This window comes from Fusibacillus kribbianus (assembly GCF_030053595.1).
In the GTDB taxonomy this organism is placed as follows: Bacteria; Bacillota; Clostridia; order Lachnospirales; family Lachnospiraceae; genus Lientehia; species Lientehia kribbiana.
In genome coordinates this window covers 174,891-200,182 of the sequence record NZ_JASGBQ010000001.1, presented here as the reverse complement: position 1 = coordinate 200,182, position 25,292 = coordinate 174,891, and the positions used below count along the sequence as shown (strand labels likewise).

Below are 25,292 nucleotides of genomic sequence, written 5' to 3'. Positions count from 1 at the left end.
GTAAGGATGAAGCTGAAAGGAAATATGGTCATCGAGATGATTGACGATGCCACCGGGGAAGTGGTGGAAAGAGTACAGGAAGAGAATATGGTGACGAATGCGGTAAATCATATCCTGGGTTTGAATCCTATGGGTATTTTTTATTCTGTGGCAGGGGAGTATGATACGCATCTGCTCTGGAATAATAATCTGATTCCCATCTGCCCTAACATGATTGGGGGCATACTGCTTTATTCGGAAGCTTTGACAGAGGATGCGGACAATATTTATCCATCCACTGCAAAGCTCCCGGTGGCATATGCCTCCAACGATGTCAATGCCACTGCAGACGTGGCAAGGGGAAGTATGAATCTGACAGAGAGTAAGCCACTTGATAACGGTTACCGGTTTGTGTGGGAGTTTACACCAAGTCAGGGAAATGGAACCATTGCAGCGGTGGCACTGACTTCCAAACAGGGCGGTGTGGCTGCTTATGGCAGTATGGAGAATTCCAAAGCTGCCTTTTATCAGATCATGGAAACAAGACTTGAGACGCAGACCGTGGAGGAGCTTGCAGAGCTGTTCAGTGCGGTGGAGGTGGATTTTGAGAACAATATCCTAATCAGCATGCGGTTCCAGGACAGCTCTGTGATTATCCATAAGAGAAGGCTTCCGGTGTTTACTCTGGGACTGAATGACAGGCTGAATGATACGACCAATGACCTGCTGGAAGAGAAGGTCATTCCCTGCAGTACCTTTAAGTTTATCGGAAGCTATACACCTTATGGAGATTTTCTGGACGGGCATGACGGGTACTGGTATGGGTTTGCCAATCAGGCGAATTCTTCCGGAGATGCCAAGATGTACTGGGTGAAGATTAAAAAGGATGATTACACCATGACAGAAGGTATATGGACCTTATCCAACTGTTATTTGAAGGCGATTGGGTATTTCAAGGTTGATACTTATGCTCAGCGTGGTGTGAGAGGTGTTATCCGTAATGGTTATCTGTATCTGACAGCTTATGACGATGCAGGCATTTATAAAATCAATCTCAGTAATTCCACGGATGTGACATTGATTCCTTTTGGATTTACTTCTGCCGGGAAGTCTCAGACCGGTTCCGGAACCTGTGCGAATTATCTGTTTATGGTAAATGACCTGATTATCGGATGGGATTATCAAATTAAGCCGGATGATACGGTAGTGCAGACGGTTGGAAGTACAAGGCTTCTGAATCTGGGTACGCCGCTTTTTCAGTACAAGGAATTCTGCTTTGGCTGGGGCGGTAATTATGGCTCAGATTACAGGATGTGCTTTTTGCTGACACCGTATCTGGCCAGTATCAACAATCTGAGTACTGCCGTGGTGAAGACTACGGATAAGACGATGAAGATTACCTATGAGCTGACGGAAGAGGACAGCTGATAGGGATGGAATTTTGGGATGAGGCAGTTGCTCTAAGAGGGGCAGCTGCTTCTTCTATATACATTTTAAGGAGGATGAGAGGATATGAAAGAGTTTTGGAGTATGGTGCAGCTTGTGTTTACCGGGATTGGGGGCTGGCTTGGCTATTTCCTGGGAGGATGTGACGGTTTGATTCTGGCATTACTTTTATTTGTGGTGGCGGATTACATCACGGGAATTATGTGTGCGATTTCCGATAAGAAGCTTTCTTCCGAGGTTGGCTTCAAGGGAATCTGCAGGAAGGTGTTAATCTTTATGTTGGTAGGAATTGCAAATGTGTTGGATGTGCAGGTCATCGGAAATGGTTCTATTTTAAGAACGGCGGTGATCTTTTTCTATCTCAGCAATGAGGGGATTTCATTGCTGGAGAATGCGGCACATTTGGGGTTGCCGATTCCGGAGAAACTCAAGAAGGTGCTGGAGCAGCTGCATGATCGCAGTGAAGAGGACAAAAAGGATGGTGAGTGATTATGGGGTATACGAATAGTCCTTTGGTGGCGTTTACGCTGCTTAGTCCGAATCATTCCGGACAGAGAACAAAGAGAATTGACAGAATATCGCCGCACTGTGTTGTAGGACAGTGTACAGCAGAAGGCTTGGGGGATTGGTTTTACAGACCATCCACCCAGGCCTCTTCTAATTATGGTATTGATAAGGATGGCAGGGTTGGACTGTATGTGGAAGAAAAGAATCGTTCCTGGTGTACTTCCAGCAATGAGAATGACCAGAGAGCAGTTACCATTGAGTGCGCTTCCGGCAAGGTGGAACCGTATGCTATGAATGAGGTGGTCTATGACAGGCTGATTGACTTGTGCGTGGATATCTGCCAGAGAAATGAAAAGAAGAAGCTGCTTTGGTTTGGGGATAAGAAGAAGTCTTTGGACTATCAGCCGAAGGAGGATGAAATGCTCATTACCGTGCATCGTTGGTTTGCCAATAAGAGCTGTCCGGGGAACTGGCTTTATGCAAGACTGGGGGATTTGGCTGCGAAGGTTACAGCGAGACTTAGCGGTGGAGAAACAGAAGCGATTCCATCCGGGATGCAGGCAAGAGAGTTTCAGAATCTGACTGAGGGACAGGTGATTGCAAAGGTTGGGCCTTTGTTTACGGCAGATCAGAAGAAGTCAGGGATTTTGGCATCCGTGTCTATGGCGCAGTTTATTCTGGAGAGTGGTTATGGAAAATCAGAACTGGCGCAGGGGGCGAATAACTGTTTTGGAATGAAGAAATCACTTTCGGGCAATACCTGGGGCGGTTCTACTTGGGATGGCAGCTCTGTTTATACCAAGAAGACACAGGAGCAGAAGGCAGATGGAAGCTATGTGACTATTACGGCTGATTTCCGAAGATATGGTTGTGTGGAGGATTCCATTGCAGACCACAGTGCTTATCTGCTTGGAGCCAAGAATGGCAGTAAGCTTAGATATGATGGGCTTAAGGGTTGTCTTGATTACAAGAAGGCGGCACAGATCATCAAGGATGGCGGGTACGCGACTTCGCTGACCTATGTAGAAAAAATTTGCAGCATCATTGAGAAGTGGAAACTGACTCAGTACGATGTTACTGGTGAGGCTTCTGATGTGGTGAAATATTACCGTGTAAGAAAGAGTTGGGAGGATGCTGCTTCTCAGCTTGGGGCATATACAGTGCTTACTAATGCGAAGACTATGGCTGATAAGCATCCGGGGTATAAAGTTTATGACTGGAATAGAAAGCAGGTTTATCCTGAGGTGGATGAAGGTGGATATGGAGATGGCATGGGTAATGTGGATTGTCCGTTTTTGGTGAAGGTAAGTATTCCGGATTTGAATATCAGGAAAGGTGCTGGAACCAATACAGCGAAGACAGGACAGTACACTGGAATAGGTGTATTCACTATCGTTGAAGTTAGAGAGGGTAAAGGATCTGATAAGGGATGGGGTAGATTGAAGTCTGGTGCTGGATGGATTAGCCTGGATTACTGCCAGGGAGTATAAGTGAATACGGAAACAGAGGTGAGCCTGCAGGTGTTGGGATGTATGTTCTGATGCTCGCAGGCTTTTTTGTTGCATTTATCATTGGTAGGTTGCATTTTTTTATCTTATTCGAGTGTTGGTTGCGTAAGTGTATATTTGGTTGCAAAAACACCGAATAAAAGGCGGGATGTTGAAATTATTTAAAAATAGTTGCAATATCGTGAAAAATATTGAAAGAAATGCAACTTAATGCTATTATCAAATCAGGTCCGTAAGGGGCTAGCGAACGATTATTTCCAAACGGAGGGTTTGATTTTATGAACGAACAGGCAAAATGTGATTTCTTAAGGAAAAGAATGATTGAGCTTAGAGAGAAAAACGGAAAATCTCAAGCTGAAATGGCAGAACTTATCGGATGCAATAAATCAACATTATCCAGAGCAGAAAAGATTGGTGGAGACACCGGATACAAGACTGTTCGTGGTTTCGCAGAGGATTATTGTGATAAATTAGGCCTGACTCCCGAACAGAAAGCTTTATTCTTACGCGGAGAGAAAATAGTAGTCATCGACACGTCGGCTCTATTAAAAAATCCTCAGTTAATTGATGAACTTAGTAAAGAATATAGTCGAGTTATCATTCCTAAGATTGTTGTTGATGAATTAGATAATATAAAGGATCATAACACAAATGGCTTGGCTTCAAAGGCATGGCAGTTGCTTAAGAGCATTGGTGGTAATGAAAACGTAATAACAATGGATTATACCGGAGAAGAAACCGACGATAATAATGACTGCAAGATAATTGGTGTTGCGGAACAAGCAGCAGAGGAATTTAGCTGTGAAGCAGATCTTATCACATATGATGCTGGTTTTGCCGCTCGATTAAGTGGTCATGAGACTGTTAGGGCTTTATTCTTGGAAGAATACATGATTACAAAGCAGAATCTTATGGACATCAATAGTCTTAAGAAGCTGAATGATTACTATGCAGATTCATATGACGATGTTGAGCGTATTCTCAAAATCAAGATACCAAATGCTGATGATATAAATGCATACCTTCCAGATGGTAATACACTGATTATCTCCGTAGTAAGAAATAAGAGAATGCCAATGAATCAGCGTCAGGAAAAGATTAAATGGTTAATTGCACATGGAGCTGATGTTAATAGAAGAGATTGCGGAAAGTATTATTTTCCGCCATTGTCACATTCTATTCAGAACTGGGATTTTGAGATGTTTAAATTCCTGTTACATGAGTGTAAAGCAAATCCAAATGTGGGTAGTCGTAATCCTCATGATGCTGGAAAAATCAGACAGAAGAACGACGGTAATATGCCTCTCATGATTGCAGCCTGGGATAATAAGTTGGAGTATGTCAGGGAATTGATTGCTGACGAACGAACAAGTCTTAACCAGCAGGATGGAAATGGATTTACTGCATTGATTAAGGCATGCTATTGGGGGTGGCTTGAGTGCAGAGATTTGTTAATTGAGGCTGGTGCAGATACCAAAATTGTTGATCGTGACGGATATACTGCAGAAGGAAGATATCATGAATTCCTTGAGACAGGAAGACGTAAAGGAGATAACTTCAGAAAAGGCGATAATAATAGAAAGAAATTTAATAACAATGGAGGAGGTAGACGAAGATACAATGGTTGATAGAATTTGTATATCTATAAATAATCGTTGTAATCTTGCCTGCAAATATTGCCATTTTCATGAAAAGAAATCAAGTATCGATGTTCAGAATATGGATGTTTTAAAAATACTGGATAATGTAATGGACAGTATTGAAAAGAACAATATCCCTATATTCAAAATAGGATTTGTAGGCAACGGGGAGCCGTTGCTTGATTTTGAACTTCTAAAAGAATATCTGTTGTATATTGCAGAATATCTTGAAAACGGAAAGATTGCAGCGTATACCATATCGAATGGAATTTTACTTAACGAAGATATGTTGCTTTTTTTCAAGAAATATCATGTGAATGTTGGGTTTTCTATCGATGGAATAAAGTCAATTCACGATAAATACCGTTGTGGAACGCATGACAAGGTCATGGAGAAGATTATGCTGTATAAAGAAGTTTATGGAAAGTACCCGTCCATGAACTGCACAGTTGGTGAGGATGTTTTGCAACATGCTGAAGAGACTATAGAATTCTTCAGGCAGTTTGACAATCGGATTACATTTTCAAGAATGATTGGACAATATGGCATTCCGCTTGATGATTTTAATGTCTTTTTGAAAAAGGCAGCGGAACATCTGAATGTCAGGACCGGTGGATATGATTGTACGATGTATGGAGGAATGTGCGGAGCAGGAATGAACAATTTCTTCTATGCGAATGGAAATGTATACATATGCGGCAATTGTATTGATATGGCACCGCTTGGAAAAAGTGACATGCCATTCTCACAATTGGAAACACTGAATTTTGATTTTGATAGAAATCATTGCTATAAGGAGAGTTTATGCGAATAGGATTATATGGATTACCTACAGCTGGCAAATCTTATATTCTTAGTGCGGTAAGAAACCTGGAGGTTCTTTCTGGAAGTTCCCGGCTAAAGGAACTTGCTCCTAATTTCCACGATCTTACAGATGCTCAGAAAGAAGCAGTAAGACAAGAGCTGGCATTACAGTTAAGACAAAAAGACAGATTCATAATGGACGGCCATTACTCTTTTGGAGACACTGTTGTCTTTACAGCAGCAGACGGGCAGTTGTATGACACGTTTCTCTATCTATATGTGGATCCCAAGATTATTTCTGAAAGAATGTCCGATTCAATAAGAAATAACAAATATCTTCAATATGATATAGAACAATGGCAGAAGTTCGAGGTGGAGTCCTTGCGTGCATATTGCCATGAAAACAATAAAGACTTTTATATTATTGACAATCCAGGGAAAGGATTCTTTCCGGATATTAGTATTATATTAGAGTTTATAGATAGTATTGTTGCTGGGTATAGCTGCGTAAATTTTGCAAAAGAAATTACGGCTGAGATTGTCAAGGCTGATGTTGTTTCTCTAATTGATGGAGATAAGACATTCATAAAAGAAGATACTAGCGCGCTTCTTGGTTATAAAACACATTTGTTTGATGGCAATTTTTATTCGGGTTTCCAGGCATGGAGGCATAACCGTGAATTATCAGATTATCTTAGATTCATTGATTATTCAATTCAGCCAATCGAAACCATGAATATAACGCTAAATGAAAATATACAGGATAAGATAAACGGAAATCCTGTAATTCTCACAACAGGACATTATGGTTCGTGGAAACAGATAGCGGATAAATATAACATTCCGTTATTTTACGGACATAAGATGTGCTCTGATACAAAATATTTCATAGCTAAGTTCTTACAAGAGCGAGGAAGCAAAGTAATAGCCTTTGGCGATAGCATGAACGATTATTTCATGCTTAAGCAGGCTGATGTTTCATATCTTGTATTGAAAAAAGATGGTTCTGTAAGTTCGTCACTTAGTGGAAGAGATCTGGAGGGGTTGGTGCTTGTTTGAAATCGAAAAGAATAGTAGGGTAAATGAACTGATAGCTATAACTAAATCTAATTCTGGTATATCTGGTCCATCTCTGGCCAAAGCACATATGGAATTGGGTGAACTATTAGCAGAAAAATTCCTGGAGTTAGATCCTGAGGATACTACAATAGTTGCAATGCTAAGAGGCGGTTTGTTTTTTGCTGAAGGAATGTATTTTAAGTTAGGGTGTAAGTTTCAAACATATGATCCTAAGAAGGATACTTTTGTAAGACCAAAAACAAAGAATGTTATTTTGGTGGATTCTGTTATAAATACCGGGAAAACCATAATGGCAATACTGGAACCAGATATGATGGTCGCCTCATGTGTGATTAATCAAAAGGCGGTGTCTTTATTTGATAAGCAGTTATACACAATAAGGGTTTCAGAGAACTCATTCGTTGGCGCCGAGGTGTTGCAACAGAAGGGCGATAAGGGTCCTGATACAACGATGCGGTTGTTTAATTTAATATAAATGTTGCAATTAGTTGCAATTTTTCAAGGAGATCAGGTGTAAAAACCTGGTCTTTTTGTTGTTTATGGAGCTTATTTGTGTTCTATGGGATAGAAATCGTTGCAATTAGGGGTGAAAAGTTGCAAAACCGTATCCTTGGTACAGGTGAGTTGCGTTTACATATATGTAGTTGCAATAGATGGGTAAAATACCTTGTTTGGTGCAACATAATGCGATGCGTTGCGATAACTGACAGAACTATTGATTAAAATGCAACGCTCGATATAATGAAATTACAAAGCAACGGAACAGTAAGTTAAGACAAAAACAGAACATAAAAAATAACCAATCAAGGAGGAAGCAAAAATGAAGACACAGAGAATCGAGGAACTTATGACAGCAATGAAATCTTTTGGAAAGGAGAGCTATCACAAGAGTGAACTTCTTAATGAGATGTTTGCACTCCAGCAGGAAATCGTAGAGCTTACTTTTAGTGGTGAGCATGCTGCAACGGCAGAGCTGAAGATCTGGGACGTAGAAAGACATCTGGAACAGCTTAATGCAGACTGTGGCGATATCGCAGATGAAGAACTTGCAAAGTTTAAGGAAGGATGCAAGGTACTCTGCAATCTTATCAAGGCAGAGATTTCAGGAAACAGGGGAGAGTATAAAGCATTCAAGACACTTGAGTATTTGAAATCCCAGAACAGGGTTCTCAGAAATGTAGAACTTAGCGACGGAGAAGTTCACACAGAGTTAGATGCAGTGGTAATCACGCCTAAGTGCGTAACCATCGTAGAGGTAAAGAATACATCAAAGAATATCTTCATTGACGAAGAAGGAAACTACTATAGAACCGGTGAGTTCCTTAAGTGGGATAGCAACATTGCTGAGAAGATGTCCGTAAAGGAAGGTCTCCTTAGAAAGGCTTTGGAAGCTGCAGGTTATGGACATATTCAGATAAGAAGCATTGTTGTTTTTACTAACAACAGAATTGAGGTTCAGAACAAGTATCGTCATATTCGAACCAGCTTTGTAAGCCAGCTTGCATACATTATCGATGGTTATAGATTAGACGACATCATGACAGTTGATGAGATGGATAACCTTCAGATGATCATCAAAGATGCAGAGTATAAAGAAGCGTATCCGTTTGAATTTGATGTAAATCAGTATAAAGCTGATTTCGCCAATCTCATGGCAACTCTTGAATTTGCTAAGAACCAGGAAACTGAAGTTGAAATTGAAGAGGAACCTGTGATTGAAGTTGTGAAGACAACTAAGAAGCAGCCGGTAGAGAACAAGAAGCTTACATTCACTTCTGTAATGAAAGCACTCTTCACATCGAAGCAGTTTAAATATGCCGGAAGTACTGCAGCAGCTGTAGTGATTAGTGTGGTTTCAGGTGTTATTGCAGCAAATACAATCGGAAAGGGAGGTTTTTAATTATGAATGGAGTGGCAAAGGGAATGATTCTTGTGTTGGTGATTTTGTATATAGTATCACCGATTGATGCATGTCCGGGTCCTGTGGATGACATCATTGTATTACTACTTGGTATTGCAGCAACAAAGGGCAGAGAAGCCCTGGAAGATTAAGGAGGTATTCAGATGATGAAGATTGGAGTCTTAAGAAAAGGTGATCAGGTACTCAACGTGACACCAGAGTTTATTGCAGTTCAGAGAAAAAATGGAGAGGTGGATATCATACCTTTAGCCAAGGATGAGATGGGACTACGGGTTGATATTGAACACATTGTCACCATCGGCTATGGAAATAACACAGTACAGGCTGCCACTGATGAAATTGTGGTTACTACATTTTAAGGAGGGGATGAATTATGGCAGGAAAAAAAGACAAATCAGTGGTAGCAGTAATCTCTGGATTAACAGATAGCCAGGCTGCAAGAATATCAGCGGATATTATGAAGTCGAAGCAGAGAAATGCACCTTCTGGAAGAGGAACAATTACTTCTGGATTCACATCAAGCGTAGGTTCTCTTCTACAGAAGGGAACCAAAAGGATTGGAGGTTGATCATTATGGGAAGAAACAGATCATCAGCACACACTAAAGCTCAGAGAGCTGGTAGGGAGCGAGATAGAAATCGTTGCCAGGTATGCGGTTCAAAGGATCACGTTGAAGGACATCACATTGTTGATCATCAGTTTGGAGGAGCTGCTAGTGTAGACAATATTATTGCTCTCTGTCACAAGCATCATAACGATGTACATAACGGAAGATTAGATATTTTTAAAATATAATTTCAATTGAAGCGAAAGGAGTAGGCGCATGACTATTTACACTACTAATGAATGGAAGGGTTACGGCAAACAGAATTACTATTGGAACGAGTACAGACTTGAAGGTGACCAGGTTGTTAAGTACAAGTGCCACAGACAGAAATTCTTTGATGGAGACGAAAGTAACTGGGAAGAGGATGAACATGAAGAGGAATCATGGGCTCTTGATGATCCTAATATGCCTGAATGGCTAAGACAGTACATTTAATAGAAGAAAGATTGGAGGACATTACGATGGCAAGATTCAAAATTATTTTTGATGGTGAGGAACAAGACGAGGTATTTGCAACTGAGGAAGAGGCTGAAGATTACGCTTTGTATCTTTGTTCTTGCTGCAGAACGGGTGCTGAGACATTGCATTGGTCAAATCCGGGAGACTACGATTACGATGAGGATGAGTTTGAAGATCCTGAGTATGAGATAGTTGAAGAAGATTGAGATGATATTTATTGATTCAAGTTGACCTGTGGGTAGAAATACCTGCAGGTCTTATTTTTTGTCTTTTTTCGGCTTTTACCGGAATTATCTCGTCAAAAGGCGCTTAGGAAGGTAGAGAGGAGGGCCTGAGATGAACGGTAGCGAAAAAAGAGAACTGCCCTGGTGGCAAAAGTACACTTTAACATTGAATGAGGCATCGGAGTATTTCGGGATTGGCTACAAGAAACTGAAGATGTTTGTTCAGGAGCATTCGGATGAGGATTTTATCCTCTGGAACGGAAACAGAGCACTGATCAAGCGTGAGCAATTTGAAAAGTATATGGACAGTCAGATGAATGTGATTTAGTTCATAAAAATTTTTCAATTTTCTTGTGGAAAAGGAGCCGTGTATGTGATAGTATATTGATACATAGTCGGATACATACTATGGACTATGTTAAATAAATATTATAGCATGGCTCCCTCAATCGAAAGGAGACGATGTTCAATGAGCGAAAAGAGACGCGATAGTAAGAATCGCATTCTTCGCACAGGAGAGAGCCAGGAAGCGGATGGACGCTATAAGTATAGATACATTGATGCCAATGGTAAGCGCAAGACAGTTTACAGTTGGAGATTGGTGGCTACTGATAGTATTCCAGCCGGCAAAAAAGATAATGCGCCTTTAAGAGATCAGGAGAAGGCAATCAACAAGGATTTAGATGATATGATTGTTCCTGATGGCGGCGGCTTGACGGTTCTTCAGCTTGTGAAGAAGTATATAGCAACTAAGACCGGAGTTAAGCATACAACCAGAGCAGGTTACGGAACTGTAATCAATCTGCTGGAAAAGGAACCATTCGGAGCAACGAGAATCGACAAGGTCAGATTATCCGATGCGAAGGAATGGCTCATCAAATTACAGCAGGAGGATAAAAAGAGTTTCTCAGCAATTCATTCTATCAGAGGTGTTGTGAGACCTGCATTTCAGATGGCAGTTGATGACGATATATTAAGGAAGAATCCCTTTGAGTTTCAGCTTGCTACTGTACTGGTAAATGACGCAGTCACTCGTGAGGCCATTACAAGGAAACAGGAAAGAACTTTCCTCGAATTTATAAAAAACGATGCGCACTACTGCAAGTATTATGACGGTATGTACATTCTGTTTAAGACAGGGATGCGTATTTCGGAGTTTACAGGTTTGACGCTGAAGGATCTGGACATGGAGAACAGAACCATCAATATTGACCATCAGCTTCAGAAGACCGGGACGTTGGTTTACATCGATACTACGAAAACCTACGCCGGTACCAGAGTCATTCCGATGCAGGACGATGTGTATGAATGCTTTCAGAATATCATCAAGGCAAGACCTAAGCTTAAGGTGGAGCCGATGATTGATGGTTACTCAGGATTCCTTTGCTTCGATAAGGACGGGAAACCGATGGTGGCGATGCACTGGGAGAAGTACTTCCAGCACGCTGTTGATAAGTATAACAGCATTTATCGCATTCAGCTTCCGAAGATTACACCTCATGTATGCAGACACACGTACTGCTCTAATATGGCAAAGTCCGGAATGAATCCTAAGGTGCTTCAGTATCTGATGGGGCATTCGGATATCAGCGTCACTCTCAACACCTATACTCATCTTAAGCTGGATGATGCGAGAGAAGAGGTTGAGAAGCTTGCTAAGAAGCAGGCAGAGGCTGATGCAGAGTTGAAGCAGCTTGGTATGAAGGAAGATTCACATCAGGTGATTAAGCTTGGTAAGAGTGGTTGATAGACCAGAGAATACAATGGCTTTTATAAAAAATCAGCCATTGGTGAACGGCAAATATCAGCAAAAAAGCCGATGGTCTAAACTTGAAAAAACAGTCCAATTTAGACCAATTTTTAGACCATTTGATGGAATAAACATACCGAGATAAGCCGAAAAAAGCCGAGAAATGGGAAAATGGTCGATAGACTGAAAAAGTGCGCAAATGCCCTAAAAATAAGGAAAAACCGAGATAATCCGAGTTAAGTTAGGAGTAAAAAATATATGATACGCGTACTATTCATCTGCCACGGCAACATCTGCCGTTCCCCCATGGCCCAGTACGTCTTCCAGCACATGGTCCACACCCAGGGCCTGGACGATTTATTTGAAATCGATTCGGCAGCCACCAGCTATGAGGAGATCGGGAATCCGGTCCATTACGGAACCAGGAACAAGCTTCACGCCTGTGGGATTCCGGTTGGAAATCATCGGGCCAGGAGGATGGAGAAAAAGGATTATGAGCATTTCGATTATCTGATCGGGATGGAGCAGAGGAATCTCTCCAATATGTATCGGATCCTCGGTGTGAAGCCGGAAGAGGAGGAGAGAACCTCCCATAAGGTGTGGAGGCTTCTGGATTTCGGAAAGCGGCCCAGGGATATTGCCGACCCGTGGTATACGGGAAACTTTGACGTGACCTATGACGACATCGTGGAGGGCTGTGAGGCCTTTCTGGAGTATGTCATGAAGAAATGAAAATGAGAATGAGGAACCGGTGGATGGGAAAGCCGGAACAATAAGGATTCCTGTGCGGTCTGGAACAGATCGCGTATGGAATCCTTATTTTATGGAAAACTATAGAAAGTTCATAAGAAACTATGGAAAATTTAAAGAAAGATTTAAGGCTTTGGACACATAAAGAACATAATTTTTTTTGTATACTGGGAAAGGCATGACAGGGGGACGCGAAGCGGTGTATGAAAACAACGGGGGGTTGGATGACAGGAAAGGAATTGACAGCGTATGCTTATATTGATTCGCAGCTTTAATTTTCTGATACTGGCACTGTTCGGTATTCTTTACTTTTATCAGGTTGTCTATGTGTTTATTCGGTGGTTTTCACGAAAGAGAACGTTTCGGGCCAAAAGGCTCTGTAAATATGCGGTGGTGATCTCAGCACGCAATGAGAGTGCAGTCATAGGTGAACTTCTGGAGAGTCTGCACAGGCAGAATTATCCGTCTGATTTGCTGGACATTTATGTGGTGGCGGATAATTGCACCGATAATACGGCTCAGGTGGCGAGAAATCACAGGGCAATTGTTTTTGAACGGTTTGACCGGGTGAAGGTGGGAAAAGGGTACGCCCTTAATTGGCTCTTCTCCCAGATCGAGACCCTGGTGGGGTTGGATACCTATGACGGTTATCTGGTCTTTGACGCGGACAATGTGCTCGATGAAAACTATGTGAGGGAGATGAATAAGGTCTTTTCCAACGGTTATCCCATTGTGACCAGCTACAGGAATTCGAAAAATTATGGCTCCAACTGGATCTCTGCCGGCTATGCCCTCTGGTTTTTGCGGGAATCCCAGTATCTCAATGGGGCCAGAATGCAGTGCGGCACCAGTTGTGCTATTTCCGGAACCGGGTTTCTGATGGCGAAGGAGATCGTGAAGGCGAATAATGGCTGGAAGCATCATCTTCTCACGGAGGATATCGAGTTTTCGGCGGACAATGTCATTCAGGGAAAGACCATCGGCTACTGCGAAAAGGCGGTCCTTTACGACGAGCAGCCGGTGAGCTTTCGAGAGTCCTGGTATCAGAGGCTCCGGTGGACCAAAGGCTTTTATCAGGTCTTCGCAAGGTATGGCGGGGAGCTTATGCGGGGAGTCGTGAAGAAACACAGCTTTCCCTGCTATGATATGATGATGACGATCGCGCCGGCCACTCTTCTGACTATAACGGCCTTGGTGTGCAATGGGAGTTTTGCTGTGGCAGGGCTTTTGACCGGACATCTGATGTGGACGAAGGTGACGCTGGAGGCCATTTTCGGAAATCTGATCGGAATCTATCTGTCCCTGTTCTTCTTTGGGCTGGTCACGACCATTACGGAATGGAAGCAGATCCACTGTACGGCGGGGCAGAAGGTTCGTTATCTGTTTACGTTTCCGATTTTTATATTTACCTATATTCCCATTGCCGTGGCGGCGCTTTTTAAGAAGGTGACGTGGATACCCATTCGCCATACTATTGTCAAAAGTGTGCAGGAGATCCGGGATTAGAGAAAAATATTATTGACATATGCTTATAATGAGCGTAGAATATTTATTAGCATATGACAATAATAAAAGAAAGGAAGCTTTCTCATGCCGAGACCGAACAAATGCAAATGCATCAGCAGGATGCCACGTTTTCTGAGCTTTGAGCCGAAGGGAAAACCGGATGCGGACGGGAGCAGGATCATTCTGAATGTGGAAGAGTATGAAGTGATCCGGCTTTTGGATTATGAAGGCCTGACTCAGGAGGAATGCGCGCTGCGTATGGATGTGGGCCGTGCTACGGTGCAGGCTCTTTACGCGGAGGCGAGGAAGAAGATGGCCAGATTTCTGGTGGAAGGTGCGGCTCTCAGGATCGAGGGCGGAAGCTATCGTCTGGCGGAGCCGGAGGTGGGAAGGTTTATAGGGGAAAAAACCATGAAAATTGCAGTTACTTATTCAAATGGCCAGATTTTCGGACATTTTGGCCATACGGAACAGTTTAAGATCTATGAGGCAGAAAATGGAAAGATCGTATCCTCTGAGATCGTGGATACCAATGGTACCGGTCATGGAGCACTGGCCGGATTTTTGAAGGAGCGGGGCGTGGAGATCCTGATCTGCGGAAATATTGGCGGCGGTGCCAGAAATGCACTGGCAGAGGCGGGGATCCGTCTGTTCCCCGGAGCAGCGGGAGATGCAGATGTGCAGGTGGAGTCCTTCCTTGCGGGTTCCCTGAACTATGATCCCGATGCCATGTGCAATCATCACGGGGCAGGCCATGTCTGCGGCGGTCACGGCCATGGAGAGCACAGCTGCGGCGGCCACGGTCACGACGGCCATGGTCATGGAGAACATGGCCATCATGGCTGCGGGAATCATTAATCGCGGATAAAGTTGGTGAAAATGGCAGGCTCGGTTTCCGGCAGCGGAACGCCTGCCTTTTTTCCTGCCTCCTGGCATTTGAGAAAATAGGCCATGTTGCGGCCGAGGACCCGCATGACCTGCATGCCCTCCAGGTCCTTCTTCACATCCTCCGGTTTGGAGCCGTGGACCATCCCCCAGTAACGGGAGTTGATGATGGGCATCTGGAGAAGGCCGAAGTACTTGTTCACCTGATCCCAGGTGGCTGTGGTGCCGGCACGGCGGGCGGACATGACGGCTGCAGCCGGCTTTAAATAAAACCGCTTTCCTCCATTGCCGCAGAAATCGGCATAAAAAACCCGGTCCAAAAAGGAGGTCAGCGCGCCGGAGGCGCCAGCCCAGTGGACAGGCGTGCCGAAGACGAAGCCGTCATATTCCCCGGCCAGGCTCAGAAACTCATTGACCTTGTCATCGATGGCGCACCGGCCGGTTGAGACGCAGGTCTTGCAGGCAATGCAGCCGGACAGAGGCTTATGTCCGATATGGAAAAAGTCGGCTTCGATACCGTTTTCCTGCAAAGCCTCAGCGACAGCGTTTAAGGCAGTGTAGGTGCAGCCCTTTTCGTGAGGGCTGCCGTTTACCAGGAGAGTTTTCATGGTGGTTACCTCCGTTTACAAATTCTTTATTTTAAGAGTAACACGGGGCGGGGCAGAAGTAAAGAATGGGAGGTGGGATATGCTGTAAAAGTACGTTGACAAATGGCTCCTCTCCCAGTTATAATACACTGAGATAAGGGAGTAGTTGGCACCGGACGGTGTAGCGAAGTCAACATACTGATGAACGTGATTTGCGGCAATCTGGCTTTGTTTTAAATAATGAGACTTATCTGTACTTCTGGTGCAGATAGGTCTTTTTTTTACATATGATAAAGCATATGCCGGCGGAAGAAAAGGAGAGTAAGGATTATGGCGGTTTGGGAATTGTTCGTAATTGCAGTCGGACTGTCTATGGATGCTTTTGCGGTGTCGATCTGCAAAGGGCTTGCCATGAAGAAAATGAGCTGGAAAAATGCGGGACTGGCGGGACTTTATTTCGGCGGCTTCCAGATGTTGATGCCTCTGGTGGGATATCTTTTGGGAACCGGCTTCCGGGATAAGATTACCAGCATCGATCATTGGATCGCCTTTGTTCTGTTGGCCTTCATCGGGATCAATATGATCAAGGAAGCCTTCTCGGATGAGGAGGATGCGGACAGCTCCTTTGATGTGAAGACCATGCTGATTCTGGCGGTGGCCACAAGCATCGATGCACTGGCCGTGGGAGTTACCTTTGCCTTCCTGAATGTGCAGATCCTGCCGGCAGTTTCTCTGATCGGCGTGACGACCTTTGTTCTGTCGGCAGTCGGTGTCCGTGTGGGAAATGTATTTGGAAGCAGATATAAGTCGAAGGCGGAACTGGCAGGAGGAATTATCCTTGTTTTAATGGGAGTTAAAATCCTGCTGGAGCATCTGGGAATTCTGGGATAGAGGAAACAAAAAACAATGAAAACGGTTTGGGATTATATAAAAACAGAAAAGGGGATTCGGATTTTGAGAATGTGCGGAAACGATGGAAGGCCTGCGGTGCCGGAGGAGATCGACGGCTGTCCGGTGACGGAGATCGGGCCCTACGCCTTTTCCGCGGCCCGGCTTCCGCGTCGGTTTCAGGTGGAGCCGGACCAGGTGAGACACCATGTGACCGGGCAGAGTCTCTTTGAAGAAACGGCGGAATCTATGAACGGCAGCCGCCTGAAGGAGATACGCCTGCCTGCCTCTGTGACTGTCATTGGAGATTACGGTTTTTATGGCTGTGGAAATCTGGAAAAAATCGTGTTTACGGATCGGCTGAAACGGATCGGGAGTGGTGCGTTTATGGGCTGCAGCGGAGTCAGAAAACTGGAGATCCTGGAGAGCGGGACGGGAAGCAGCAGCCTGTATCAGATGCTTTCCGAGCTTCGCTACGCCCTGGAGGTACGGATGGTATGCGGGACGAAGGTGCGGGAGCTGGTCGTGCCCGAATACTACGAGGCGTCGGTGGAAAACATTCCCGCCCGGATCCTGGAGCTTCATTTTCAGGGGACGGGCTACCGGTACCGCCAATGCTTCCGGAGCGGAACCATTGCCTATCGGGATTACGATGAGCTTTTCCGACTGGCGGAGAGTCAGGAACCGGCCCAGGTGCTGGCAGAACTTGCTTATTTGCGGCTGAAATATCCGGACGAGCTGTCCGGGGAAGCCAGGACCGGTTATCTCAACTGGTTCAGCGCCCATGTGAAAGAGGCCGGCGAATATTTTCTTGAACGGGATGACGTGGAGGCAGTTCGTCTGATCGCGGAGGCGGGAGGCTTCGACGGTATGGAAAAACTGTCCGATAAATCGGCTGGTTATACGGAGACAAGGAAGGAAGTGGCCGACGGGGCCGGAGATTTTTACATGGCTTCTCTTGGAGAAAGCGTTCTGGGAGAGACGGAAGCTCCGGAGGAAGAACAGTTGGAGGCGGGAGTCGGACAGCCGAGACAGGCGCTGGAGGTCCTTCTGGAAATGGCCGGACGTATGGGACGCACCGAGATGGTCGGCTGCCTCATGGATTACCGCCACAGAAAAGCCGGCGGAGGGAAAAAGAAAAAAACATTTGATCTGTAAGGGGAGAGGACTTTATGGTTCAGGAGCTTAGAGAGCAGCTTTTTTTGCTGGCTGAGGAAAAATATAAGACCTTCAATGACAGCCTGATACCGGGAACCGGCGAAACCATAGGCGTGCGTGTCCCGAAGGTCCGGGAACTGGCGAAGAAGCTTGCAAAGGACAGCGGGAAAGAATTCCTTTCGGAAATGGAACAGGCGGACGGGAGCAGTCTTTATCAGGAAGAGCTGATGGTTCAGGGAATGGTCATTGGCTATGGGAAAATGCCTCTGGAGGAGCGGTTCCTTCATCTGGATGCGTGGGTGCCCAGGATCAACAGCTGGGCAGTCTGTGACTGCGGGACCAGCACCCTTAAGTTTCTGGGAAAATATCCGGAGGAGAGCTTTGCGTATATCTGCGGATATCTGGAGAGCCGGAGGGAGTACGAGCTTCGGTTTGCCGTGGTGGCTCTTATGGATTATTTTATCACGAAAACTTATATTGACCGGGTGCTGGAAATCTTAAGGCAGGTCCGCCATGAGGGTTACTACGTGAAAATGGCTGTGGCATGGGCACTTTCGGTCTGTTATGTAAAGTTTCCGAAACGTACCCTGGAGCTGTTTAAGAGGAATGAAGAGAACGGCGGCCTGGAGGACTGGACCCAGAATAAGGCCATTCAGAAGATCAGGGAATCTTACCGGGTCTCTGCCGAAGATAAAGAGATGCTGAAGGCCCTGAAACGGTCGAAGGCCTGAAAGTGAAAAAACGGGAGAAATGAGTCATAGATTGGAGTGAACGAGCGTGTCGCAGAAACTGTCCGAAAAATGGGATGATATTGGGAAGGAAATTCTGGGGACGGCCAGAAATGAACTGTATCTGAATATGCATTTTCTGGATCTTGCCCTCTGCAGCCTTGCCTATCAGATGGATACGGCGGTTAAAACGGCGGGAACAGACGGATATTATATATATTTTGAACCCTACAGTCTGGCGGATCTGTTCGGACAGGACAGGAAGTATCTGAACCGGCTGTATTTGCATATGGTGTTTCACTGTCTGTTCCGCCATCTGACCAGACGGGGGAAGAGGAGGGAGGATTACTGGAATCTGGCCTGCGATATTGCCATGGAATCGGTCATTGACGGGCTGGAGAAGCGGAGCGTTCGAAGAGCGGTGGCTCCGGAACGGAAAGAGGTTTACCGTATGCTTTCCGGGCGGCTGTCTGTCCTGACGGCGGAGGGGATCTATCAGGTCCTGATGGAGAAGCGGCTTTCTGAAGAAGCTTTTTCTAAGCTTTCGGAGCTTTTCCTGGTGGACGATCACGGCCGCTGGCCAAGGCCCGACGAGGAGGGAAATCCGCCGGAGCAGGCTGCGGAGCTGGAGAGGCGCTGGCAGGATATCTCAGAGCGGATGGAGACGGAGCTTGCTGCCTTCGGGGGAAATCAGTCGGAGGAGAACGGAGATCTTCTGGAGCAGGTGAAGGTCCAGAACAGGCGGAGGCAGGATTACCGGACGTTCCTCCGGAAATTTTCCATCTGGAGAGAGGAGATGCAGATCGATCCGGATTCCTTTGATTATGGCTTTTACAGTTATGGACTGCGTCTTTACGGCAATATGCCCCTTGTGGAGCCCCAGGAGTTTAAGGAGGTCAAAAAGATTCAGGAGTTCGTCATTGCAATCGACACCTCCATGTCCTGTTCCGGGGAGCTGGTGCGGGCGTTCCTTTCGGAAACCTGCGGTATTTTACTGGAATCGGAAAGCTTTTTTAAAAAGGTCAATATCCATATCCTTCAGTGCGACGAGGAGATTCAGGCGGATGCCTGCATTACAAGCAAAGAAGAACTGTTAAATTATATGGAGCAGTTTGAACTGAAGGGCGGCGGTGGGACTGATTTCCGGCCTGTTTTCGCCCATGTGGAAGCGCTTCGGGAGCAGGGCAGGTTAAAAAGACTCAGGGGTCTTTTGTATTTTACCGACGGAAAGGGGATCTATCCGAAAAAAAGGCCCGATTACGATGTGGCGTTTCTTTTTATGAAAGAGGATTATACAGATGTTTCGGTTCCCGCCTGGGCCATGAAGCTGATTCTAACGGCGGATGATCTTCCGGAGGAGGGGAAACGGCTGGACAAAGATATCAAGTTTGTATAAAATGGAAGAAGCAGCTTTGGAGCAGGAAGGAAGAGACAGGACAGTGAATATCAAGAGGGCAAAGGAAGAAATCAAGAATACCATAGAAGCCTATCTTCTGAAGGATTCCTTCGGAAATTATGTGATTCCGGCCATCAGACAGAGACCGGTGCTTCTGATGGGACCACCGGGAGTGGGGAAAACCCAGATCATGGAGCAGATCGCCAGGGAGTGCCGCATCGGTCTGGTGGCGTATACCATTACCCACCATACCAGGCAGAGTGCGGTGGGACTGCCCTTTATCCGCGAAAAGGAATACGACGGCAAGGTATATTCGGTGACGGAGTATACCATGAGCGAGATCATTGGGGCCATTCATGAGAAAATGGAGAAGACCGGGATCCGGGAGGGGATCCTGTTCATCGATGAGATCAACTGTGTATCGGAGACCATGGCGCCCATGATGCTTCAGTTTCTCCAGTGCAAGACCTTCGGAAATCAGCAGGTGCCGGAGGGCTGGGTGATCGTGGCAGCCGGAAATCCGCCGGAGTATAATAAATCTGTCCGGGATTTTGATGTGGTGACTCTGGACCGGGTTAAGCGTCTTGACGTGGAGGCCGATTACGGCGTCTGGAAGGAATATGCGTACCGGGAGCAGCTTCACGGTGCGGTGATCTCCTACTTGGACATCAGAAAGAATAATTTCTATCAGATCGAGACGACGGTGGACGGAACTCTGTTTGCCACTGCCAGAGGCTGGGAGGATCTGTCCCAGATCCTGTATGTATATGAAAAGCTGGGGAAACCGGTGGACGCCCAGGTGGTGGGCCAGTATATCCAGTTTCCAAGAATTGCCAGGGATTTTGCAAATTATCTTGAACTTTATTATAAATACCACAGAGATTATCAGATCGATGAGGTGCTGGCCGGAAATGTGCAGCCTTCTGCCATTTCCAAGCTTCATTTTGCGGACTTTGACGAGCGGCTCAGCGTGATGGGACTGCTTCTTTCCCGACTGGGGGAGGAGTTCCGCCTTTGTTATCTGAAGGATCTCATGGTGACAGGGCTGTTTGATCATCTGAAGGCGGTGCAGAGAAAACTCACCGGTGCGGCCGATCCGGAGAAAAAGACGGCTTTACTGGTAAAGGAGGAACGTCTGCAGGCGGAGGAACAGTTGAAAAAGGAGCTGGAGGCCGGACATCTGGACAAGGTTTCGGAGACGGCGAAGCGTCAGATCCTTATGTGGATGGAAGGGGCGGAAAAAGCCGGAGATTTTGAGGCGGTGCGCGCGTCCTTTGCGGCGGAGGCAGACGGGAGGCAGCAGCTTATCGATGAGACATCGGAAAAGCTGGAATATGCCTTTGATTTTCTGGAGGCAGCCTTTGGCCAGGGTCAGGAGCTGGTGCTTTTTGTGACGGAGCTGACAGCCGGATTTTTCAGCGCCTGGTTTATCCGTGAGAACGGATGTGACCGGTATTATAAATACAACAAGGGCCTTCTGTTTGCAGAACGGGGCCGTGCCATCAGCGATCGGATCGAGGAAGCAAAGGAGCTGATGACGGGAGCAGATCTTTCCATGGGCGATGGCAGGAGTATGTGAGAATCCGGTGCAGGCAGCGGATCAGGAAGAAGGATGGGGTAGTAAAATGTTATATTTGGAATGTTTATCCGGCATCAGCGGCGATATGACGGTGGCGGCGCTCCTGGATCTGGGAGCCAGCCGGGATCGGCTGCTGGAGGGACTTGCCAGTCTGGGATTAGATGGTTACGAGGTGAAGATCGGCCGCCGGGCAAAGTGCGGCGTGGAGGCCTGCAGCTTCGACGTGATCCTTGACGGGGAAGAGGACGGCGGCAGCCATGATTATACGGAGCAGCTTCATGACCATGACCATGATCACGATCATGAGCACAGCCACGAGCATACGCACACTCACGACCATGAGCACAGCCATGACCATAGACATCCCCATGTCCACAGAAATCTGGGGGATATCACGGAGATCATCAATCGGTCTGCCATGACGGAGCGGGCCAAAGCAACGGCCCTCCGTATTTTCGGGATCGTGGCGGAGGCGGAGGCCAGAGTACATGGAAACCCCATTGAAGAAGTCCATTTTCATGAGGTGGGGGCCGTGGATTCCATCGTGGATATCTGTGCCGCGGCGATTTGTCTGGACGATCTGGATATTACGGAGGCTGTGATCTCGGAGATTTCAGAGGGAAGCGGCCATGTCCATTGTCAGCACGGGATCCTGCCGGTTCCGGTGCCTGCGGTGACGGCCATTGCCGGAGAATACGGGCTGTACCTCAGACTGACGGATACAAGGGGAGAGATGGTAACACCCACCGGAGCGGCCATCGCCGCCGGGGTCCGGACAAGAGAGGCGCTGCCTGATTCCTTCCGGATCGTGAAGACGGGCATGGGAGCCGGAAAGAAGGATTTTCCTAAAGCAAATCTCCTTCGGGCTTACCTCATTGAGGAACGAAAGAAGAAGGAAGAGCTCTGGATGCTGGAGACCAATATCGACGATGCCACCGGGGAAGCCCTGGGCTATGTGATGGACCGGCTTTTCCGGGCAGGCGCCAGGGATGTGTGCTATCTGCCGGCCTTTATGAAAAAGAACCGTCCGGCCTGGCTTTTGAAGGTGGTCTGTGACGAGGACAGGAGAGAGGACCTGGAGGGTCTGATTTTCTGTCATACGACGACTATCGGGATCCGGAGATATCCGCTGGAACGGACCGCTTTGCCCAGGAAAATCCTGACGGTGAAGACGGAATGGGGAGAAGCGAGGGCAAAAGCGGTCTTCAGAGGGGAGCAGACCTTCTGTTATCCGGAATACGAGGATGTGGCCCGCCTGGCTGATGAAACGGGAAAGCCTTTTCAGGATATCTATGAGGAGATCAGACGGCTGGCAGCAGAAGTCTGAGGGCTCAGGCAGCCGAAGCAGCAGAGGTGATATAATGTACAGTTATTTGGATAAAAAAGAAAAGCTTGAGGAAATGATCCGCGATGCGGTAAAGCAGGGGGTATGTATTGCCTTTTCCGGCGGCGTGGACAGCAGTGTGCTGGTGGCGGCCGCCTGCCGGGAACAGAGAAGATCCGGGGGAACCGTATTTGCTGTTCTGTTTGATACCTTTCTTCATTCCAAGGGGGATGAGGCGGAGGCAAAACGGGTGGCTGTGGAATGCGGAGCCGATTTTGCCGTGATCCCGGTCAATGAGCTGGACAATCCGGCGATTCTGGATAATCCGGTGGACCGCTGTTATCAGTGCAAAAAGTTTCTGTTTACCAGATTAAAGAGATTTGCTGAGGAGCACCGGTGCGCTGTGGTGATGGACGGTACGAATTTTGACGACCTGAATGTGTACCGGCCGGGGATCCGGGCCCTTTCGGAGCTTGGTATCGTGAGTCCCTTAAAGGAAGCTGCCTTCACCAAGGCGGAAGTGCGGAAACTGGCGAAGGATTATGGCGTATCGACAGCCGAGAAGCCCTCCAATTCCTGCCTTGCCACCAGGCTTCCCTACGGGGAGCAGCTGGATCCTCAGGTGTTGGGAAGGATCGCGGACGGAGAGAGCTATCTGACGGATCTGGGATTTCAGCCGGTACGTTTAAGGCTCCACGGGCGGGTGGCCAGGATTGAGGTTTGGCCGGAGCAGTTTCCGCTTTTTCTGAACATGAGGGAGGATATTACAGCGCGGCTTAAGGAACTGGGCTTTACTTATATTACGCTGGATGCGGAGGGCTTCCGTTCCGGCAGTATGGATCTTTGAAGGGTTTGGTGTGTGGGATGGAATTAAAGGAATTGCTGAGCAGGGTGCGAAGCGGCGAGCTTGCCGTTGAGGAGGCGGAGATCATGCTGGGCGGCCAGGAATACGAGGATATCGGCTGTGCCAAGATCGATTTCCACCGGAGCGCCCGCCGGGGGTTTGGCGAGGTGATCTTCTGTCAGGGAAAAAAGACAGAACATCTGGTCCATATTTATGAAACCTTCCGGGACAGAGGAGTCAACGTCATGGGAACAAGGGCTACACCGGAACAGTTTGAGGCGGTGAAAAGGGCAGTTCCCCAGGCGGTTTACGACGAGGTTTCCCGGGTGTTAAAATATGAACCGGCTCCCGTTGAGAAAAAGGGGCTGGTGGCGGTCTGCACAGGCGGAACGGCGGATATTCCTGTGGCGGAGGAAGCGGCCCAGACAGCCGAATTCCATGGGAGTCAGGTGCTCCGTGTCTTTGATGTGGGAGTGGCCGGGATCCATCGGCTCTTTTCCAGGATCGAGGATATCAGAAAGGCCAACTGCATTGTGGCGGTGGCCGGAATGGAGGGGGCCCTCGGCGGGGTCATCACCGGGCTGGTGGACAAGCCGGTCATTGCGGTTCCCACCTCCATTGGCTATGGAGCCAGCTTCCAGGGAGTTGCGCCTCTTCTCAGCATGCTCAATTCCTGCGCCGAGGGGATGGCAGTGGTCAACATTGACAATGGTTTTGGCGCCGGCTATATGGGGGCGCAGATCAACCGGCTGATCCTGGCCGGGAATGAATGAACAGAGAGGACAGAGAGATGACAAAGATCATGGAAATGCTCAGAGACCAGGGGATCGATGAGGGGCTCATTGCCGATGTGGAGGCCTTCCGAAGCAGCTTTGAGGTGGAGGAAAGCGAACGGCGCCGGGTGACGGAGCCGATGATCCCTTTTTACGGAAAGGAAATACTGGAGCAGGCTATAGCCGGGCTCCTTCAGGGAGAAAATCTGCTGCTTTCCGGCTCCAAGGCAACCGGGAAAAACGTGCTGGCAGAAAATCTGGCCTGGGTATTCGGGCGGCCCTCCTACAATATTTCGTTTCATGTCAATACAGATTCCAGCTCGCTGATCGGAACGGACACCTTTGTCAACAATGAGGTGACCCTTAGGAAGGGGCCGGTGTATCAGTGCGCCCAGTACGGCGGCTTCGGAATCCTGGATGAGATCAATATGGCGAAGAACGATGCGGTGTCGGTGCTTCACGCGACGCTGGACCACCGCCGGATCATCGATGTGCCGGGCTACGATAAAATCACGCTGCATCCGGCGGCCAGATTCATCGGTACCATGAATTACGGCTACGCGGGGACAAAGGAGCTCAATGAGGCCCTCGTATCCAGATTCCTTGTCATTGATATGCCTCCGGTGGATGAGGAGACTCTGATGAAAATCTTCAGAGTGACCTTCCCCGGTGCCAAAGATAAGGCCCTTGAGCAGTTTGCAGGGCTTTTCCTGGATCTGCAGCTGAAGGCCTTCAACGGGGAGATCACCACGAGACCTCTGGATCTGAGGGGACTTCTGGCTGCCATGAAAACCATGAAGGGAGGGCTTAGACCTTCTCTTGCGGTAAAAATGGGAATTACAAATAAAACCTTTGACATATTCGAAAAGAAAATCATAAACGACGTGGTCATGACCAGAATTCCGGAGAGCTGGACAGCCGGGGATGTATTTGCGTAACGATTCGCAGA

At 47.1% G+C, this 25,292-nt stretch carries 29 protein-coding genes; 28 read left to right on the top strand and 1 reads right to left on the bottom strand.

From position 1 onward, the window contains the following. The first annotated feature begins 6 nt into the window (after positions 1-6). The 19 genes from QJ036_RS00975 to QJ036_RS00885 all read left to right on the top strand — a co-directional run bounded on the left by QJ036_RS00975 (position 7) and on the right by QJ036_RS00885 (position 15,039). Positions 7-1,407 (top strand): hypothetical protein, encoded by a 1,401-nt coding sequence (locus tag QJ036_RS00975; protein WP_283229558.1) that lies wholly within the window; start codon positions 7-9, stop codon positions 1,405-1,407. Positions 1,408-1,491: 84 nt separating this feature from the next. Next, a complete protein-coding gene (locus QJ036_RS00970) occupies positions 1,492-1,914 on the top strand; it encodes a phage holin family protein (RefSeq protein WP_283229557.1) in 423 nt (140 codons plus the stop codon). A gap of 2 nt (positions 1,915-1,916) precedes the next feature. After that, positions 1,917-3,422, top strand: a complete 1,506-nt coding sequence (locus QJ036_RS00965) for a glucosaminidase domain-containing protein (RefSeq protein WP_283229556.1) — start codon at positions 1,917-1,919, stop codon at positions 3,420-3,422. A gap of 296 nt (positions 3,423-3,718) precedes the next feature. Next, a complete protein-coding gene (locus QJ036_RS00960) occupies positions 3,719-5,068 on the top strand; it encodes an ankyrin repeat domain-containing protein (protein WP_283229555.1) in 1,350 nt (449 codons plus the stop codon). Continuing rightward, complete coding sequence (locus QJ036_RS00955; RefSeq protein WP_283229554.1) at positions 4,959-5,894, top strand: radical SAM protein; 936 nt, start codon at positions 4,959-4,961, stop codon at positions 5,892-5,894. Before QJ036_RS00960 ends, QJ036_RS00955 begins: the two co-directional genes overlap by 110 nt. Continuing rightward, a complete protein-coding gene (locus tag QJ036_RS00950; protein WP_283229553.1) occupies positions 5,885-6,943 on the top strand; it encodes an HAD hydrolase family protein in 1,059 nt (352 codons plus the stop codon). The genes QJ036_RS00955 and QJ036_RS00950 overlap by 10 nt, the downstream gene beginning before the upstream one ends. Next, positions 6,936-7,439 carry a phosphoribosyltransferase gene (locus QJ036_RS00945; protein ID WP_283229552.1) on the top strand — a complete coding sequence of 168 codons (504 nt, stop codon included), beginning with the start codon at positions 6,936-6,938 and terminating at the stop codon, positions 7,437-7,439. Before QJ036_RS00950 ends, QJ036_RS00945 begins: the two co-directional genes overlap by 8 nt. Before the next feature lie 345 nt (positions 7,440-7,784). Continuing rightward, a complete protein-coding gene (locus QJ036_RS00940; RefSeq protein WP_283229551.1) occupies positions 7,785-8,864 on the top strand; it encodes a nuclease-related domain-containing protein in 1,080 nt (359 codons plus the stop codon). Between the two features lie 2 nt (positions 8,865-8,866). Continuing rightward, the gene (locus QJ036_RS00935) at positions 8,867-9,016 is read left to right on the top strand and encodes a YkvA family protein (RefSeq protein WP_283229550.1); all 150 of its coding nucleotides are present in this window, start codon (positions 8,867-8,869) and stop codon (positions 9,014-9,016) included. A 12-nt stretch (positions 9,017-9,028) separates the two neighbouring features. Then, a complete protein-coding gene (locus QJ036_RS00930; RefSeq protein WP_283229549.1) occupies positions 9,029-9,244 on the top strand; it encodes a hypothetical protein in 216 nt (71 codons plus the stop codon). Between the two features lie 14 nt (positions 9,245-9,258). Then, positions 9,259-9,453 (top strand): hypothetical protein, encoded by a 195-nt coding sequence (locus QJ036_RS00925; protein ID WP_283229548.1) that lies wholly within the window; start codon positions 9,259-9,261, stop codon positions 9,451-9,453. Positions 9,454-9,458: 5 nt separating this feature from the next. Next, positions 9,459-9,680 carry an HNH endonuclease gene (locus QJ036_RS00920; RefSeq protein WP_283229547.1) on the top strand — a complete coding sequence of 74 codons (222 nt, stop codon included), beginning with the start codon at positions 9,459-9,461 and terminating at the stop codon, positions 9,678-9,680. Between the two features lie 28 nt (positions 9,681-9,708). Then, positions 9,709-9,927 carry a hypothetical protein gene (locus tag QJ036_RS00915; RefSeq protein ID WP_283229546.1) on the top strand — a complete coding sequence of 73 codons (219 nt, stop codon included), beginning with the start codon at positions 9,709-9,711 and terminating at the stop codon, positions 9,925-9,927. Between the two features lie 26 nt (positions 9,928-9,953). Continuing rightward, positions 9,954-10,157: a hypothetical protein gene (locus QJ036_RS00910; protein ID WP_283229545.1), complete on the top strand. Its 204-nt coding sequence runs from the start codon at positions 9,954-9,956 to the stop codon at positions 10,155-10,157. 130 nt (positions 10,158-10,287) lie between these two features. Beyond that, positions 10,288-10,503, top strand: coding sequence for an excisionase (locus QJ036_RS00905; protein WP_283229544.1), 216 nt, complete (start codon positions 10,288-10,290; stop codon positions 10,501-10,503). Positions 10,504-10,644: 141 nt separating this feature from the next. Beyond that, the gene (locus tag QJ036_RS00900; protein WP_283229543.1) at positions 10,645-11,922 is read left to right on the top strand and encodes a site-specific integrase; all 1,278 of its coding nucleotides are present in this window, start codon (positions 10,645-10,647) and stop codon (positions 11,920-11,922) included. A 261-nt stretch (positions 11,923-12,183) separates the two neighbouring features. Continuing rightward, a complete protein-coding gene (locus QJ036_RS00895; RefSeq protein WP_283229542.1) occupies positions 12,184-12,657 on the top strand; it encodes a low molecular weight protein-tyrosine-phosphatase in 474 nt (157 codons plus the stop codon). A gap of 267 nt (positions 12,658-12,924) precedes the next feature. Next, the gene (locus QJ036_RS00890) at positions 12,925-14,181 is read left to right on the top strand and encodes a glycosyltransferase family 2 protein (protein WP_283229541.1); all 1,257 of its coding nucleotides are present in this window, start codon (positions 12,925-12,927) and stop codon (positions 14,179-14,181) included. Between the two features lie 84 nt (positions 14,182-14,265). After that, the gene (locus QJ036_RS00885) at positions 14,266-15,039 is read left to right on the top strand and encodes a DUF134 domain-containing protein (RefSeq protein WP_283229540.1); all 774 of its coding nucleotides are present in this window, start codon (positions 14,266-14,268) and stop codon (positions 15,037-15,039) included. Here the strand turns inward: QJ036_RS00885 and QJ036_RS00880 are convergent. Further along, the gene (locus QJ036_RS00880) at positions 15,036-15,674 is read right to left on the bottom strand and encodes a flavodoxin family protein (protein WP_283229539.1); all 639 of its coding nucleotides are present in this window, start codon (positions 15,672-15,674) and stop codon (positions 15,036-15,038) included. The genes QJ036_RS00885 and QJ036_RS00880 overlap by 4 nt on opposite strands. Positions 15,675-15,983: 309 nt before the next feature. On the opposite strand from QJ036_RS00880, the gene QJ036_RS00875 reads away from it, so the two are divergent. Genes QJ036_RS00875 through QJ036_RS00835 form a run of 9 tightly spaced genes read left to right on the top strand, consistent with a single transcriptional unit; the run spans position 15,984 to position 25,281 of the window. Further along, a complete protein-coding gene (locus tag QJ036_RS00875; RefSeq protein WP_283229538.1) occupies positions 15,984-16,544 on the top strand; it encodes a manganese efflux pump MntP in 561 nt (186 codons plus the stop codon). Between the two features lie 15 nt (positions 16,545-16,559). Further along, positions 16,560-17,699: a leucine-rich repeat domain-containing protein gene (locus QJ036_RS00870; RefSeq protein ID WP_283229537.1), complete on the top strand. Its 1,140-nt coding sequence runs from the start codon at positions 16,560-16,562 to the stop codon at positions 17,697-17,699. Between the two features lie 14 nt (positions 17,700-17,713). Then, positions 17,714-18,430: a DNA alkylation repair protein gene (locus QJ036_RS00865; protein ID WP_283229536.1), complete on the top strand. Its 717-nt coding sequence runs from the start codon at positions 17,714-17,716 to the stop codon at positions 18,428-18,430. Between the two features lie 46 nt (positions 18,431-18,476). Beyond that, positions 18,477-19,823, top strand: a complete 1,347-nt coding sequence (locus QJ036_RS00860; RefSeq protein WP_283229535.1) for a vWA domain-containing protein — start codon at positions 18,477-18,479, stop codon at positions 19,821-19,823. A 43-nt stretch (positions 19,824-19,866) separates the two neighbouring features. Continuing rightward, positions 19,867-21,402 carry an ATP-binding protein gene (locus QJ036_RS00855; RefSeq protein ID WP_283229709.1) on the top strand — a complete coding sequence of 512 codons (1,536 nt, stop codon included), beginning with the start codon at positions 19,867-19,869 and terminating at the stop codon, positions 21,400-21,402. 46 nt (positions 21,403-21,448) lie between these two features. Continuing rightward, positions 21,449-22,729 carry a nickel pincer cofactor biosynthesis protein LarC gene (gene larC / locus QJ036_RS00850; RefSeq protein WP_283229534.1) on the top strand — a complete coding sequence of 427 codons (1,281 nt, stop codon included), beginning with the start codon at positions 21,449-21,451 and terminating at the stop codon, positions 22,727-22,729. 34 nt (positions 22,730-22,763) lie between these two features. Further along, complete coding sequence (gene larE, locus QJ036_RS00845; protein ID WP_283229533.1) at positions 22,764-23,573, top strand: ATP-dependent sacrificial sulfur transferase LarE; 810 nt, start codon at positions 22,764-22,766, stop codon at positions 23,571-23,573. A gap of 17 nt (positions 23,574-23,590) precedes the next feature. Then, a complete protein-coding gene (gene larB / locus QJ036_RS00840) occupies positions 23,591-24,343 on the top strand; it encodes a nickel pincer cofactor biosynthesis protein LarB (RefSeq protein ID WP_283229532.1) in 753 nt (250 codons plus the stop codon). A 17-nt stretch (positions 24,344-24,360) separates the two neighbouring features. Beyond that, on the top strand, positions 24,361-25,281 hold the full coding sequence (locus QJ036_RS00835; RefSeq protein WP_283229531.1) for an AAA family ATPase: 921 nt from the start codon (positions 24,361-24,363) through the stop codon (positions 25,279-25,281). The last annotated feature ends 11 nt before the right edge of the window (positions 25,282-25,292 follow it).